General features: G+C 69.1%; 16 protein-coding genes. 7 read left to right on the top strand and 9 right to left on the bottom strand.

Going from position 1 to position 14987, the window contains the following annotated elements:
* Positions 1-51: 51 nt before the first annotated feature.
* Together OG985_RS43230 and OG985_RS43225 are read right to left on the bottom strand one after the other, a co-directional pair.
* Entirely contained in the window at positions 52-1200 is a 1149-nt protein-coding gene (locus OG985_RS43230) for an FAD-dependent oxidoreductase (RefSeq protein ID WP_371674674.1), read from the bottom strand.
* Positions 1201-1387: 187 nt separating this feature from the next.
* Positions 1388-2359, bottom strand: a complete 972-nt coding sequence (locus OG985_RS43225; RefSeq protein ID WP_371673884.1) for a Clp protease N-terminal domain-containing protein — start codon at positions 2357-2359, stop codon at positions 1388-1390.
* Positions 2360-2427: 68 nt separating this feature from the next.
* On the opposite strand from OG985_RS43225, the gene OG985_RS43220 reads away from it, so the two are divergent.
* The gene (locus OG985_RS43220; protein WP_371673883.1) at positions 2428-2787 is read left to right on the top strand and encodes an excisionase; all 360 of its coding nucleotides are present in this window, start codon (positions 2428-2430) and stop codon (positions 2785-2787) included.
* A 172-nt stretch (positions 2788-2959) separates the two neighbouring features.
* Here the strand turns inward: OG985_RS43220 and OG985_RS43215 are convergent, their stop codons facing one another.
* The gene (locus OG985_RS43215) at positions 2960-3586 is read right to left on the bottom strand and encodes a class I SAM-dependent methyltransferase (RefSeq protein WP_371673882.1); all 627 of its coding nucleotides are present in this window, start codon (positions 3584-3586) and stop codon (positions 2960-2962) included.
* A 327-nt stretch (positions 3587-3913) separates the two neighbouring features.
* Here OG985_RS43215 and OG985_RS43210 point away from each other — a divergent pair, with 327 nt between their 5' ends.
* A complete protein-coding gene (locus OG985_RS43210) occupies positions 3914-4426 on the top strand; it encodes a GNAT family N-acetyltransferase (RefSeq protein WP_371673881.1) in 513 nt (170 codons plus the stop codon).
* A gap of 6 nt (positions 4427-4432) precedes the next feature.
* On the opposite strand, the gene OG985_RS43205 is transcribed toward OG985_RS43210, so the two are convergent.
* Positions 4433-5188, bottom strand: coding sequence for a transposase family protein (locus tag OG985_RS43205; protein WP_371666485.1), 756 nt, complete (start codon positions 5186-5188; stop codon positions 4433-4435).
* 607 nt (positions 5189-5795) lie between these two features.
* Between OG985_RS43205 and OG985_RS43200 the strand changes: the two genes are divergently transcribed.
* The 3 genes from OG985_RS43200 to OG985_RS43190 all read left to right on the top strand — a co-directional run bounded on the left by OG985_RS43200 (position 5796) and on the right by OG985_RS43190 (position 9171).
* Complete coding sequence (locus OG985_RS43200; RefSeq protein WP_371673880.1) at positions 5796-6812, top strand: DNA-directed RNA polymerase subunit alpha; 1017 nt, start codon at positions 5796-5798, stop codon at positions 6810-6812.
* Between the two features lie 427 nt (positions 6813-7239).
* Positions 7240-7857 (top strand): glyoxalase, encoded by a 618-nt coding sequence (locus OG985_RS43195; RefSeq protein ID WP_371673879.1) that lies wholly within the window; start codon positions 7240-7242, stop codon positions 7855-7857.
* Between the two features lie 345 nt (positions 7858-8202).
* A complete protein-coding gene (locus OG985_RS43190; protein WP_371673878.1) occupies positions 8203-9171 on the top strand; it encodes an NAD(P)-dependent alcohol dehydrogenase in 969 nt (322 codons plus the stop codon).
* Positions 9172-9309: 138 nt separating this feature from the next.
* Here the strand turns inward: OG985_RS43190 and OG985_RS43185 are convergent, their stop codons facing one another.
* The 4 genes from OG985_RS43185 to OG985_RS43170 form a co-directional block, all read right to left on the bottom strand.
* Positions 9310-10299 (bottom strand): aldo/keto reductase, encoded by a 990-nt coding sequence (locus OG985_RS43185; protein WP_371673877.1) that lies wholly within the window; start codon positions 10297-10299, stop codon positions 9310-9312.
* A gap of 539 nt (positions 10300-10838) precedes the next feature.
* Positions 10839-11147: a hypothetical protein gene (locus tag OG985_RS43180; RefSeq protein WP_371673876.1), complete on the bottom strand. Its 309-nt coding sequence runs from the start codon at positions 11145-11147 to the stop codon at positions 10839-10841.
* 180 nt (positions 11148-11327) lie between these two features.
* Complete coding sequence (locus OG985_RS43175; protein ID WP_371673875.1) at positions 11328-11708, bottom strand: fic family toxin-antitoxin system, toxin component; 381 nt, start codon at positions 11706-11708, stop codon at positions 11328-11330.
* Positions 11705-11953 (bottom strand): hypothetical protein, encoded by a 249-nt coding sequence (locus OG985_RS43170; protein ID WP_371673874.1) that lies wholly within the window; start codon positions 11951-11953, stop codon positions 11705-11707. Before OG985_RS43170 ends, OG985_RS43175 begins: the two co-directional genes overlap by 4 nt.
* 201 nt (positions 11954-12154) lie before the next feature.
* Here OG985_RS43170 and OG985_RS43165 point away from each other — a divergent pair, with 201 nt between their 5' ends.
* Together OG985_RS43165 and OG985_RS43160 are read left to right on the top strand one after the other, a co-directional pair.
* On the top strand, positions 12155-12577 hold the full coding sequence (locus OG985_RS43165; protein ID WP_371673873.1) for a hypothetical protein: 423 nt from the start codon (positions 12155-12157) through the stop codon (positions 12575-12577).
* A 201-nt stretch (positions 12578-12778) separates the two neighbouring features.
* On the top strand, positions 12779-13621 hold the full coding sequence (locus OG985_RS43160; RefSeq protein ID WP_371673872.1) for a hypothetical protein: 843 nt from the start codon (positions 12779-12781) through the stop codon (positions 13619-13621).
* A 146-nt stretch (positions 13622-13767) separates the two neighbouring features.
* Here OG985_RS43160 and OG985_RS43155 read toward each other — a convergent pair whose 3' ends face one another.
* The gene (locus OG985_RS43155; RefSeq protein WP_371673871.1) at positions 13768-14919 is read right to left on the bottom strand and encodes an FAD-dependent oxidoreductase; all 1152 of its coding nucleotides are present in this window, start codon (positions 14917-14919) and stop codon (positions 13768-13770) included.
* Positions 14920-14987: the final 68 nt, after the last annotated feature.

The raw sequence follows: 14987 nt of genomic DNA, 5'->3' as shown, positions 1-14987 counted from the left end.
GTACTGCGGGTGTGCCCCATGGTTTCCGCCAGGGCGAGGCGCTGGACTTCCTCACCGCTGTTCCGACTTCTCCGCCAGGAGCGTGGCACCAGGTTGAAAGAACGCGAGCATCTTCTGGCCGGCGTCGGGTGACGTCAGGATTTCCTGGATGTGCGCGGACTGCCGGCCGGCAGCGCTGGTGCGTGTGAACATCTCGCGTTCGTATTCATCGACGGCGGCGGGAAGGTCGTCCGGGTGCGCGGCCAGCGCCTGACCGAGTAGGGCGCCGTCGAGCAGCGCCATGTTGGCGCCCTGCCCCACCGGTGGCATCAGATGCGCGGCGTCGCCGAGCAGCGTGACGCCTGGCCTCGACGGCCAGGTCAGACCGACCGGGAGAGTGGTGATCGACCGCGGCAGCACCGTGTCGTCGCAGGCGGCGATCAGTGCGGTGAACCGTGGGTTCCAGCCGGTGAGGAGGTCGATCAGCCGCGCTCGGGCGGCGGCTGGGTCGCCGAACGGGATCCCACTGATCGCGAACCCGTCCTCAGCGGTGTTGTAGAAGCTGAGGTAGATGCGTACGCGGCCGTCGCCGTTGCGCTGCGCCGACAGGGATTTCCCGTCGCCGAGCACCCAGTAGTTGCCACGCCCGACCATCGCCGCGAGGTCGGGGTGGGTGCGGTCGATGTCGGGAATACCGAGCTCGACGACGTGCTGGCCCGTGTGCGCCGGGCGGGCGCCGGTCAGGAGTGCGCGGACCCGGGAGTCCGCGCCGTCGGCGCCGACCAGCAGGTCGTACGTCGCACTGCTGCCGTCGGAGAAGTGCAGCAGGCCATTGTCGGCAGATTCGAACCGGTGCCCCCAGCGCACCGCGTGTCCGGGGAGGGAGTCCAGCAGCAGGTTGCGCAGATCGGCACGGTCGACCTCGGGGCGCTCAAGTGGGGCGTCGTCGGGCGTGTCCTCCTGAAGCAGCAGGGTGCCGTCCGGCTCGAGGAGTCGCAGGTCCTGGCCTTCACGACGGGCGATCGCGTGGAACTGGTCGATCAGGCCGGCCTCGCGTAACGCCCGCTGCCCGGTCCCGGAGTGCAGATCGAGCATGCCGCCCTGACCGCGCGCGCCGCGCGACGGTTCCCGTTCGTACACGACGGCGTCGATGCCGTTCACGTGCAGCACACGGGCAAGGGCCAGGCCACCCAGACCGGCTCCGACAATGGTGATGTTCACGGTTGCCTCCGATTTCGCCGTGTTGCCTGCTCGCGGGACGTCGACCAGGTGCGCGCGGGCCACCGCCGACGGGGCACCGAACGCGATCCCGGACTCGCCGATCGCCTCGTCACAGCGCCGGCGCATCGTCGCTCGCCCCCGTCCTCGCCCATCCCACCGACCGGTTCCGGGCCGCTGATCAGCCGGTTCACCGGCGGAGCCGGGGTGCGAGCAGCGCACGCACAGCCTTGGCCGCCTTGCTCGCGGCGGATCCGTCCTCTTCCTCGGGTTCCGGTTCCAGCACGCGCTGGAACTGCAGCAGCAACTGGTTGGTCGACCGCCAGAGCGGGACGAACAGGCCGGCGACCGGCCCCACGCCCTTGATGGGGCCGCCGGACAGCTCGGTGACCTTCTTGGCGATCGTGACCGTGGTCGGATCCCGCAGGATCAGGTGCACCTCGTCGTCGACCAGCCGGATTTCCATCTTGCGCGCGGCGGCTTCCTCCGGGTTCGCGTCCGTGGTCGTCTCCGGATCCAGTTCGTCGATCTTGGCGGCGACCGCGCCCGGGTCGACCCCGAGGTCGCGCAGCACCCTGGCCGCCATGCTGTTCTCCGCCCGCAGCATCGCCTCAAGCAGGTGATGGCTGCCGACGGGTGCGCCACCGGCCAGTGCGCTGGCGGTGGACACGGTGTCTTCGGTGGCAGGTGTACCGGCGGGCCATGGGCCGGCCGCGACGTCCTGCGATCCCTCCACTGACGCCAGCACCGCGGCACGGATCTTGCTGATCGGGTCGATCCGCTCGGCAAGCACCTTCGCGGCAACGCCCTCGCCTTCCTTGACCAGGGCGAGCAGGATGTGTTCCGTACCGATGTGGTTGTGGTGCAGCTGCTGCGCCTCGCGCAGGGCGAGCTCCAACGTCTTCTTCGCACGCGGCGCGAACGGGATGTGGCCGCTCAGTTCCTCCGTTCCGGGCTTGACCACTCCGGCGATGTCGACCTGCGCCGTCTCCTTGTCGTACCCGAGCTGACGCAGAACCTTCGCCGCCATACCGTCCGGCACGTCGAGCAGCCCCAGCAGGATGTGCTCCGTGCCGATGTGGCTGTGCCTGAGCAGCCTCGCCTCCTCCTGAGCCGTGACGACCACCTTGCGGGCTTCCACCGTGAACCGTTCGAAAGTCATGCTTCTATGGTCGCAACCCTGTCAATACACTGGTATTGACAGGGTCACCGTGGCGAAGGGAGGGTGCGATGGAGACGCCGTCGGACTGGGAGGACCGGCTCGCGCGCTGGCAGAACGAGCTGGAGTTGTTCGAGCAGCTGGACGAGACCCCCTGGGTGACGCTGGCCAAGGCGGAAGCCGAGACCGGCGTTTCCCGCTCGGCCCTGCGGTCCTGGTACCGCAACGGCGAGATCCGGTCCCGGCTGGTCGACGGCCCGAACGGGCCGCAGCGCCTGGTCCAGCTGGACGCGGTGGTCGAGCGCGCCGCCGCGTCACCGCGCATTCAGCGCAGGGCGGAACGAGAAGTCAGCCTGGAAGCCCAGGTCACCCTGCTACGGCACCGGGTTGACCAGCTCGAGCTGCGGCTGGCCGCGCTGGAGCGGAGGTGACCGGCGCGAGCAGCACCGTGCCGTCGGCCCGGCACGGTGTCACCGTCGCCGGGTCCGCCCGCTCATCCACGACCAAGGCGTCGTGCCGGTCCAGCGGCGCGCCATCGGGGTACGGGCCGGCACCGACCTTGGCATCCCCGGCCCGCCGGTCTCAACCGGAGGGTGGTCGGGTTCAGGCGGTGGGGAGGTGATGCACGCTGACGGCGTAGCCGCCGCCTGAACAGTAGGGGTCGCCGGCCCAGGTAGCGAAACGCCGGCGCAGCGTCAGTCCGGCCTGCGTGCACCAGTGGTCGAACTCGTCCAGCGTCACGGTCGGTTCCGGCAGTGGCAGGTGTTCCGCGTCCAGTCCCATGCCGGTGATCAGTAGTCCGCCAGGGCGCAGTACGGCGGCGAGTTGCCGCACGACAGCTGCTTCAGTACCTGGGGCCAGCAAGGGGATGACGTTGCCCGCGGCAAGCGCCAGATCGAAGCCGGGTTCCAGACCGAGACGGTCCAGGTGCGCCAGGTCACCGTGCAGCCATTCTTGCGTGGGGGCCTCACGGCCGGCGACGGCCAGCATGGAGGCGTCGACGTCCACCCCCGTACAGCAATGCCCCAGCTCGGTGAGTCGGATCGCGATCCGGCCGGTGCCGCATCCGGCATCGAGGATCCGGGCGGCAGGTTTCAGCAGCGCGTCGCAGAAGGCGGCCTCGCCGTGGACGTCGTGGCCTGATTCAGCGAGCCGCGCAAACCGTCGGGCGTATTCCTCTCCGGCTTGGCCGCCTGTCAGTTGCGCCCAGCGGTCGCGTCGGCTGCTCATGGTCTGCGTGCCTTCCGGTAGATACGACGGGGACGATGCCATCACGCATTCTTCTTCCTCACCGCCTCCAGCGCGACGAGCAGCACGACCCTGGCCCGGCAGCCGCCGAAGTCACGCGCCCGCTCACGCCTGCCCCAGGCCGTGTAGCCGGGGTCCGAGGGTCAGGTGCCCACCTCCCCCAGGCCGTGGAGCCGGGGTCCGAGGTTCAGGTGCCCAGGCCGGACAGGCACGGCAAAGGCTCACAAACCGGCCGCAGAACACACGCCTCGTCGACACTCTGCCGTGCCGGTCGGTGTGCGAGAACACGACGTCGATAGGTTCCCCGCCATGACTGAGCGAGGATCCGTCGCCTGGCCGCCGGCCCCGATCCGGACCGAGCGGCTCGTGCTCCGCGAGCCCGAGGCCCGGGACCGTGCGCAGTTCATCGAGCTGTTCAGCTCGCCGGAAGTGGGCGCCTTCATAGGCGGCCCTCGACCGCGTGACGGGTGCGAGCGCGCGTTGCCTGAGACGCCCGAAAGGCGCCCCGGTCGTTTCGTGATCGAGCTCGACGGAGCGATGATCGGCACCATCGAGCTCAGCCGGCGCGACGCGGAGCGTCGGAGTCACGTCCGTCCGGATGCCGGGGAGGCCGAGCTCGGCTACCTGTTCCTGCCTGAGTTTTGGGGATGCGGTTACGCCGCCGAGGCGTGCGCGGCGGCGCTCCGCTGGTTCGCCGACGCGCTTCCCGGCGAGCCGGTGGTGCTCTGCACCCAGACCGCCAACGAACGCTCGATGCGCCTCGCGGCGAAGCTGGGGTTCACCGAGGTGCAACGGTTCCAGGAGTGGGGCGCCGAACAGTGAGGATTTTCAGCAGTAGCTCTCAAGGGTGAGGACGGCTTTGGCTGCGGTGGTGAGCCAGGTGGGGCTGCAGCGGGCTTTGCGGAAGATCCGCCAGGTCTTCAATCGGGCCATGCCGCGCTCGACCGGGTAGCGCAGGCGGGCATGAGCCCTGTTCAGCGATAGCTGCCGGCGGTTGAGTTCTTTGCCGGGAGAACGTCGGATCGGGGTGGTGATGGTGCCGCCGGCACCGAGGTAGCCGAGGTCGGCCAGGACCGGGATACCGAGTCTGCGGCAGGTGTCGATGATCCGGTGGGTGCGGGCGGCGGTGAGGTCGTGGGTGCGACCGGGCAGCGCCTTCGAGATCCATACGATGGTGCCGTCCGGATCGGTGACGACCTGCAGGTTCACACCGTGACGCCGGTGCTTTCCCGAGTAGTCCCCGCGGCCGTCACCGACCCGGTCGCACTCCGCGAGGGTGCCGTCCACCAGCACGTATTCCGCCCGGGCCTTCACTTCACGCAGGGCCCGCGTCAGCCCCGGAGCCCGGCGCGCCAGCAGGCCCACCACGGAGCGGACATAGGCGTGCGCGGTCCCGACGCTGATGCGGAAACCAGCGGCGATCTGGGCCAGCGTGGTGTGCTGGCGCAAGTACACGAGCGCGACAACCGCACGCGCGGACGGACGGAGCTTGCACCGGCGGTCACCCTCACGAAGGACGATCAGCATCGTGACCGTCTCCACGAGGGCATGCGGGAGGTCGAGTGCGGCAGGATACGTAATCAACGGGGCTCCCCGGCAACCGAGATCGCATGTCAGATACCTCTCTCAACTGCCTGGGAGCCTCGTCCGTTGCCCTGCCAGCCATCCCCTTGCATCACTCGATCAGTGGCCACCCTGAAAACGCTCAGTGGATGGGTATGTGGTCTCCGGTCACGCCGTCCGGTTGAACCCGTGCTCCACAGCGCGGATCTACGAGGCGGCCACCGCTCAGGACTGCTCCCGGCAGCCGCCGTGACCCGAACCTGTCCCGGCAGCGCCTGTCCCGGTGGTTGCCCGAGGAGGGGCATCGCCTACGCGGCTAGGCCGCTCACACCCGCGGGCGAGTCGCCGTCTGCCGCCTTCCGACAGGCCTTGCCGATCCATTCCGGCCTGGGCCGACCCTCCTCAACCCGCTGCTGCGCCGCATGAAACCGAGCGGTTTCATGCGGCGGATCTTCCAGGCGGACGGCGTCGGTCCTTGCGGGTCGGCGGGCGGAAGGGAGGCCCGAAGCCTCTTCGCCGGTTTTGGGGAGGCGGGCGGTTCGGTCTCTGCGGGGGCCGTATCGCCCGTACCCTTCATGGTGTCTACGGCGTCACATAGCGGGCGCCAAACCACTGGAGGCAACACCCCGTGCTGATTGCTCAGCGTCCATCCCTGACCGAAGAGGTCGTCGACGAGTTCCGCTCCCGGTTCGTGATCGAGCCGCTGGAGCCGGGCTTCGGTTACACCCTCGGCAACTCTCTTCGCCGTACTCTGCTGTCTTCCATCCCCGGCGCCGCTGTCACCAGCATCCGCGTCGACGGCGTCCTGCACGAGTTCACCACCGTGCCGGGTGTCAAGGAGGACGTCACCGACCTGATCCTCAACATCAAGCAGCTGGTCGTCTCCTCGGAGCACGACGAGCCGGTCGTGATGTACCTGCGCAAGCAGGGCCCGGGTCTGGTCACCGCCGCCGACATCGCGCCCCCGGCCGGTGTCGAGGTGCACAACCCCGACCTCGTCCTCGCCACGCTGAACGGCAAGGGCAAGCTGGAGATGGAGCTGACCGTCGAGCGCGGTCGCGGCTACGTCTCCGCGGTCCAGAACAAGCTGGTGGGTCAGGAGATCGGCCGTATCCCGGTCGACTCGATCTACTCGCCGGTGCTGAAGGTCACGTACAAGGTCGAGGCGACCCGTGTCGAGCAGCGCACCGACTTCGACAAGCTGATCGTCGACGTCGAGACCAAGCAGGCCATGCGTCCCCGTGACGCCATGGCGTCGGCCGGTAAGACGCTGGTCGAGCTGTTCGGTCTGGCGCGTGAGCTCAACATCGACGCCGAGGGCATCGACATGGGCCCCTCGCCCACGGACGCCGCCCTGGCCGCCGACCTGGTGCTGCCGATCGAGGAACTCGAGCTCACCGTTCGGTCGTACAACTGCCTCAAGCGTGAGGGCGTCCACTCCGTGGGTGAGCTCGTCGCCCGCTCGGAGGCCGATCTGCTGGACATCCGCAACTTCGGTGCGAAGTCCATCGACGAGGTCAAGGCGAAGCTGGCCGGCATGGGCCTGGGCCTCAAGGACAGCCCGCCCGGATTCGACCCGACCGCCGCCGCACTGGGTGCGGACGACGACGCGGACGCGGGTTTCGTGGAGACCGAGCAGTACTGAACGCTGCGCCGGGCATAGGACATCTTGCGCAGGGGGCAGGATCATTCACGCTGTTCCCTGCCCACTGCGCGACTGTTCCCTGCCCGCCGCGCGACCTCGGCCGGGTCCGCGCCCGCGCACGCCTGGCGAAGGCAGCCGGCGACAGCGCGGCGCAGATCCGGCACTTCACGTACGGCCGACAGCAGTGGCCGGCTTCCGGGCCGGTCTGCTGTGCCCGTCACCCGGCAGGTCCACGCAAGGCGACCTCGGCAGGCATCGACCACACGCGGGCGGCGTACGTCAGGCGCCTGGCCGCACCAGCGGGGCATGCGGGCACCACAGTCGAGCGCCATTCCGTCGCCCGCTCGGGCCCGCGGCCTTGGGCCGCGCCCATACTGGGCAGTTTTCGAGAAGCGTCGGCGACCCGGCCGCCCCTACCGTCGAAGACATGAACTCCATCGACTTCGTCACCCTTGAGGTTGCCGACACCGCTGCCGCCGCCCACCTCTACTCCACCGCGTTCGGGCTGGACCCCTCGCAGCTGCGCCTGCGCACCTCCGAAGCGCCCACGTCCGGCTTCCGTGGTTTCACCCTGTCGCTCGTGGTGTCCCAACCGGGCAACGTCGACGCCCTCGTCGGTGCCGCCCTCGAGGTCGGCGCCACCACCGTCAAGCCCGCCTCGAAGTCGCTGTGGGGTTACGGCGGCGTTGTTCAGGCCCCGGACGGGACGATCTGGAAGATCGCGACGTCGGCGAAGAAGGACACGGGCCCGGTCACCCGGGACTTCGACGAGCTGGTACTCCTGCTGGGCGTCGAGGACGTGAAGGCCAGCAAACAGTTCTACGTCGACCAGGGCCTCACCGTGGGCAAGAGCTTCGGCGGCAAGTACGTCGAGTTCGCCACCGGGCCGAGTCCCGTCAAGCTGGCTCTGTACAAGCGCCGTGCTCTCGCCAAGGATGCGGGTGTCCCCGCCGACGGCACCGGATCGCATCGGCTCGTGCTCTCCGGCAACGCCGGCCCGTTCAGCGACCCGGACGGGTTCGTATGGGAAGCCGCCACCGCCTGAGCGCCACCGCTGAGCCGAGTCACCTCCGTGCAGCCGCTCCAGCGGCATCAAAAATCGACTTGTCGAGCTGCACGAGTCATACCACCAGGCCCAGCCGACGTCGTGTTCAGCCGAGCGTTTTCGGGGACCTGGGCGTTCAAGCCGGGACCGCGGACGGGGGGGTGTGGGCGCGGAGAGTCGAGGATCCGGTCACCGGCTCCCACAAGGTGGGCCGTCAGTCGTACGGAAACTCATCGCCCGCCACCCCAAGATCATCCTCCGGGTGCTCGTCGGCTGTTCGAGTCATCGAAATGCTCAGTGCAACCGGGACACTTCGTGTCGGTGACCGCGAAAGGGAGCCCCGCCATGAAGGCAATCGTCCAGGATGCCTACGGACCCACCGACCTCCTGGAACTGCGCGACATCGACCGCCCCGTACCCCGCGACGACGAGGTGCTCGTCGAGGTGCGTGCCGCCGGTGTCGACCCGAGTGTCTGGCACCTCATGACGGGCCGGCCCTATGTGGCCCGCGCCGTCCTGGGACTCCGTAGCCCCAAAAACCCTGTCCGTGGCTGGGACGGCGCCGGACGCGTGGCGGCTGTCGGCGCGAAGGTGACCGACTTCCAGCCGGGTGACGAAGTCTTCGGCAACTGCGAAGGCTCGTTCGCCGAGTACGCGCGCGCCAAGGCCACAAGGCTCGCGCTCAAGCCCCCGAACCTCTCCTTCGAGCAGGCCGCCGCCCTTCCCGTCTCGGGCATGACCGCCCTCCAGGCGCTGAGCGGCAAGGCCCGTCCCCGGCCGGGCCAGAAGGTCCTCGTCGTCGGCGCCTCGGGGGGTGTCGGTTCACTCACCGTCCAGCTCGCCACGATGTACGGTGCCGAGGTCACCGGCGTCTGCGGACCCACGGGCGGGGACTTCGTCCGCTCCCAGGGCGCCGCCCACGTCATCGACTACACCCGCGAGGACATCACAGCCGGCCCCCACCGCTACGACGTCATCGTCGACAACGCCGGCCTCCGCCCCCTGCCCCTCCTCCGCCGGGCACTCACGCCGCGCGGCGCGCTCGTCCTCGTCGGCGGCGAGGGCGGGAGCGCCTTCTTCGGCGGTATGAGCCGCGGCCTCCGGGCCGGTCTGCTCTCCCCCTTCGTCGGGCAGAACCTCCGCAGCCTCATGTCCCTCCCCCGCAGCGAGGACCTCCAGACGCTCAAGGACCTCGCCGCGGACGGCAAAATCACAGCACCCGTCGATCGCAGCTACCCCCTCGCCGAGGCACCCGCCGCGATCCGCCACCTGGAGAAGGGTCACCCCCGAGGCAAGATCGTCCTCACGATCTGACAGCGGCTGTGACGGATGCCGGCCGAAGCCGCCGCCGATTTCGGTGATACCTCGTAACGGTGGCCCTGACCGACCGGTCGTTCGCGTCGCGAAGGAAACGAGCTGGGCGCCCCGCCGCTCTCGCCGTCGGCGTCCCGACTAGCGATTGACCGCTCGCATCCCCGCCTCGTCATACCGCTCGCCCGCCGCCTCGGGCAGCTCCGCATCGATGCGGGCCAGCTCGTCCTTGGTCAGCGCGATGTCGAGCGCGGCGGCGTTCTGTTCCAGGTAGGTGCGGCGCTTGGTGCCTGGGATGGGCACCAGGTCCTCGCCCTGGGCCAACACCCAGGCGATGGCCAGCTGGGCCGGGGACACGTCCTTCTCGGCGGCGATTTCCTTCACCTTGGCCGCCAGCCGCTGATTCGCCTCCAGGTTGGCGTCCTGGAAGCGCGGGTTCTCGCGGCGCCAGTCGTTGGAGTCCAGGTCGTCCGGCGACGTGAACCGCCCCGCGAGGAAGCCGCGGCCGAGCGGCGAGTACGGCACGAAGCCGATACCCAGCTCCCGGCAGGCGGGCAGCACCTCGGCCTCCACGTCCCGTGACCAGAGCGAGTACTCGCTCTGCACCGCGGTGATCGGGTGCACGGCGTGGGCGCGCCGGATCGTCTCCGCGCCGGCCTCGCTCAGGCCGATGGCCCGCACCTTGCCCTCGGCGACCAGTTCGCCCAGCGCGCCGACCGTCTCCTCGATGGGTACGTTCGGGTCGACCCGGTGCTGGTAGTACAGGTCGATGTGGTCGGTCCCCAGACGCTTCAGGGAGCCGTGGACCGAGCTCCGCACGTGTTCGGCCGAGCCGTCCTGCGGGCCGACCGTGCTTATGTCGCCGGGTACGGCGTTGTCCATCCGGTAGTTGAACTTCGTCGCGATGACGTATTCCTCGCGATGCCCCCGGATCGCCTCGCCGACGAGCGACTCGTTGGTGAGCGGCCCGTACATCTGCGCGGTGTCGAGGAAGTTCACCCCGAGGTCGAGGGCACGCCGGATGGTCGCGATCCCTTCCTCCTCGTCGGCGGATCCATAGAACGCGGACATCCCCATGCACCCCAGGCCGATGGCTGATACCTGCAAGTCCCGCAGACTGCGCTTCCGCATGTCGTGTCCCAGCCTTTCCCTGCATACTCGTTCGTCGTTCGTCGTTCGGACGGCGCACGGCGCCAAGCCCCTCATCCATCCAGCGACGGATTCCACCGCCCGGTATCCCGTGAGAGCACCGGGCGGCAGGAGGTTCGTTCGCCGCGATATCTACGACGCTACGACCTGGAGCGCACTCCAGCGCAAGTCCACCGTCGAGACAGAGCGCCGGCCCCGAACGGTCGTTCTGCATGACCACCGTCTGTGATCAGCTCCGACGCGGGCACTGCCGGCTCCACCCAAGGAGGGCCCTTGATCCGGCGTCCGACCGGGCAGGTAGCGGCGGCGCCCTGACCGCCAGGCAGAGCCGCAGCGCCGGTCAGGCGCAGCTCCGTGAGCGGAGCGGTCGTCTGCGGGTAGGCCCCCTCCAGGAAAAGCGGCGTGGGAAGCAAGGTCGTGCGAGTCCCGGCACGAACGGTGCGACCCCGAAGGAGACAAGCGCCCAGCCATCGCTGTGTGACTGCGCTGATCCGGTACGGATGCCCGGGCGCTCGTGGGTGTCACCCCTTGGCGGCGGTCTCCCGGATCAGCGGCTCGAACTCCCGCCGCACGTAGGCGTCGAAGGGCTGCGTCAGCGCACCGTCGATCACCCGCCGCACCCTGTGCTCTGCCGCGAACTCCTTGATCCACGCGCGGGAATCCGGCCCCACTCCCCCGCCGATGATCAGCACCCCGAATTCCTCGGTCTCCAACAGCTTCCGGGCCTCCTCGTCGGTGCTCACTCCCTCCACGTCAAAGCCGTCCGCGCGCAGTGTGGCCAGCACCGCCGTCACCCTGGCGGGTGTCCTTCCCAGCACCAGCGTCCTCATCGCGTTCCCTCCGGTCTGTCGACTTCGGCACCCCCGAACCTAGAAGCTCAACTGGACTTGAGGTCAACCTCGCCACTCCTTCACCGTGGCAGCCGCATGAGCTGGGCTCCGCGGAAGGTGGGGGACGTCGGTCGTGCGGCACCGTCGATACGGCACCGGCACCCTCACGCGTTGCACGACTCAGGCCCTCGGACGAGTCCAGCCCTTGATCTCCTCCGCGACCTCCCGCACATCCAGCCCGTCACGCGCGATCCGCTCGGCGAGGTCGCCGGCCTGCTTGAAGTCCGCGGTCACGACGATGCCGGACACCGTCAGGTACGAGGCAGCCACCACCGCGCCGAACAACTCGTTGGCGTACTCCAGCGCGGGCACCCGGATGAGCTGGTGCATGAGCGCGGCGGCCCGGTGGTGAGCCTCGGGATAGACGGGCCGATCCATCACCCTGTCGGCGTGCCTGGCCACCGCGGCCTGCAGCGTGCCGAAGTCGGTGACGTCCGGGTCGCCGGGCAGGCTGCGGTGAGCGAGGTCCAGCAGCCAAGCGCGGTCGATGTGCAGGATCACGCGGCCTTACCGCGCGTCTCGTGCCTGGTCGGCGCGGGGTGACCGAAGCGCTCGGCGAAGTGCTCGCCCCACTCCTCGGTGAAGTGGTCGCCCGCGTCGAGGAACCGGTGCCGCAGGTCGTTGCCCTCGTCGGCGAGCACCTGGCGGGCGTAGTCGGGCACGTCCATACCGGCCGCCGCGGCGCGTTCCTCGATCGCGGCGTACACGTCCTCGTCCACCCGCACGTTGATCTGCCTCTTCGCCATGCGGTCGAGCGTAGCGGCTCGTACACACCGCTACAGGCGAATGGGGAAGCCGGCTGCCGCCGTCCGAACCTCGACGGACAACATGCGCGATGTCGACGTGCATCTGAACCTCTGTAGAACCCGGCAGCGGCCTTTCCTGTTGGCCGAAACGGATCCGTGGCTGATTAGATGAAAAACTCAAGCAGTGAGGGGTGGGGGCGCATGGACCGGAGTGAGGACGACATCCTGGCTGACGAGCTCGGTGCTCTGGCTGCCGTCAGTGGAGGCAGCGGGCGCTTGACCCGGCTTGTGGCGAAGCGGATGAGGAAGAACGTCCATGAGATTGACCTGGTCATCCCCTTGCCGTTCGACGAAGCCGTCAAGCATGTCGTCACCATGCTCGAACGAGCCGGACGAGCGGTGGGGCCCGTGCCTACCGAGCCGGGCAGGGACCAAGAGACGATCCGTGTCGTCGCCGGCTGTGGCGTCGGCGGCCTGAATCCTGTAGTGGTCACTGCGCTGGTCACCAAAGGCGGGGAGCACGCCTCGCAGGTCAGGCTCCGTGCAGCTGCCAAGGAAGGCCTGATCAAGCAGCGAGCGGGCGAGAAGACCGCTGTCCGTGTCGCGGCGTTGCTGAGCACGTAGAACAGATCCTGCTCGACAACGCATAGAGGCAGCAGGTTCGACGCGGACGAGCACCCCCGGGCCTGAGCCGAACCGGCCCAGGCCCGGGAGCCGGCCGTCGACACGAACGCGTCGGCGGCCAGCCGGCGGGTGCCAGGCGTACGGCTCGGAGGACGGCGTTTCCTCCGCCTCTCGATCCTGTCCCAGGTCTAGGCTCGGCCCGTGGGTCAGACCGAGCAGCGCGCCGAGGGCGCAGGACCGTTCACCACCCGACTCACCTGGCACCCTCCCGGTGGCGGCACCGCCGTGTGGGAGTCTCGGCTCGCGCGGCGGCGCGGGGTGCTCGCCGTCCGTCCCGTCGGTGCGGCGGCCACTCGGCACACCCGTGCGGACGTCGTTTCCCTCGCCCGGCTGGGCAGGCTCAACGTCATCGCCGCGATCGCCTTCATTGTCGGCGGGGCCCTCTTCGCGGCAGGCGCGGCCGTCGCACAGTTCGGCTCCGGCGACGCCACCGAGTGCGCCTCGATCTACTTCGCGGGCGGCCTGTTCTTCAACACCGGCGGGTACGTCTCGCTGCTGCAGGTGGTCAACGCACCGCGCCACGTTGCCGGAGGCGAAGGACGCCTCGTCACCCGCCGCTGGCGATGGTGGAGCTATGAGCCGACGCGAGTGGACTGGTTGAGCTCCTTCGTCCTCTTCGCGGGCACACTCGTCTTCGCCGTCAACCTGCTGGACTCGTTCTTGCAGGGCCTGACCCTCCACCAGGTCAACCGCCTGATCTGGACGCCGGACGTGATCGGCTGTGTCCTCTTCCTGGTCTCCGGCCACCTGGCCTTCGTCGAGATCTGCCACGGCCGGCCCTGCGTCCACCCCCGCGACCTCGGCTGGTGGATTGTCGCCGTCAACCAGTTCGGCTCGCTTCTGTTCATGGTCTCGGCGCTCGCCGCCTATACCCGCCCCGCCACCGGCAGCCTCGTCAACTCCGACATCGCCAACTGGGGTACCCTCACCGGCGCTTTGTGCTTCTCCCTCGCCGGTCTTCTTCAACTCGGTGAACATCCATAGGCTTTGATCGGGAGCTTATTCCCTGGTTTGCCCGGCAGGATTCGCCCCGCGTGACACCCGCTGGGGGAGTTGCGTCGAGCGTCATCTCTGTCACTTCATCTTGTACGGGTGAGGATCACCGTCGGCGGTGTGGCTCAGGACTGCTCCTACGCCGCGTCCCGGCCCTGGGGATCACCGGTGAAGAGGGCGATGAGTCCGAACGGTGCGCGGTCGCCGAGGCAGAGGTCCAGCATTTCGTGGGCGTCGGTGTAGAAGGGCTCACTGCGGGAGAACAGTGCCTCTTCATAGGCGGTGAGCGCCGCTTCGATGTCGTCGCGGTGTGCGGCGATCGCCTTGGCGAGTTCGGCGCCGTCGAACATCGCCAGGTTCGCGCCGTCGCCGGACGGCGGCATCAGGTGCGCGGCATCGCCCAGAAGCGTCACCCCCGGCACACGCTCCCATCGGTGTCCGTCCGGGAGCGAGTGGATCATGCGGGCGTACGGAGCGGTCTCACCGTCGGTGATCAGCGCGGTGAGTTCCGGTGCCCACCCGTCGAACTCGGCCGCGATCCGAGCAGTCGAGGCGACGGCGTCGGTGAAGTCGATTTCGGCGATCCAGTCGGCGGGCCGGTTCAGTTCGACGTAGGTGTGCAGGATGTTTCCCGCCTCTCGGTGCGCGATGATCCCCTTGCCCGGGGTCAGCGCGTACATCGCGCCGGCACCGACCGCCTCGGCCGTCGCGGTGTGCCTCTCGTCGACGTCGTACAGGTAGGTCTCCATGACCATCGTGCCGCTGTACGCCGGCTTGGCGTCGGAGAGCAGGGGGCGGATCTTCGACCAGGCGCCGTCGGCACCGACGAGCAGGCTGCTGGTCGCCGTCGCGCCGTCGGCGAAGGTCAGCTCGTGCCGGCCGTCGCCGAGGGGTCGTACGCCGGTGACCTTGCGTCCCCACTGGACCGTCTGGTCGGGGAGGGAGTCGAGCAGGATCCGACGCAGGTCGCCGCGGAGCACTTCGGGACGCCGCGCCGTGCCGTCGTCGGGCTCGTCGTGCAGCAGCTTGCCGTGCTGGTCAAGTACGCGCAGCGCCTCGGCGCCTTCGTGGATGATCGCGCGGAACTCGTCGGTGAGGCCTGCGTCGGCGAGCGCGCGCTGTCCGTCGTCCTCGTGGATGTCGAGCTGGCCGCCCTGCGTGCGGGACGTGGCCGAAGCGTCGGCTTCGTAGACCGTTGCCGGGATGCCGTGGACGTGCAGGACCCTGGCGAGGGTCAGGCCGCCAAGGCCGGCACCGACGATGGCTATCGGGGGGTGGCTGGTGTTCATGGGCTACCTCGTTCGCGTGGGGGCGGAGCGCCGGGCATCCACCCGGCCAGCTATATGGAACCACGTTC

It is taken from the genome of Streptomyces sp. NBC_00289 (genome assembly GCF_041435115.1).
Taxonomy (GTDB): domain Bacteria; phylum Actinomycetota; class Actinomycetes; order Streptomycetales; family Streptomycetaceae; genus Streptomyces.
Note: the sequence above shows the minus strand (reverse complement) of the source record. Positions and strands in the feature narration are given on the sequence as shown.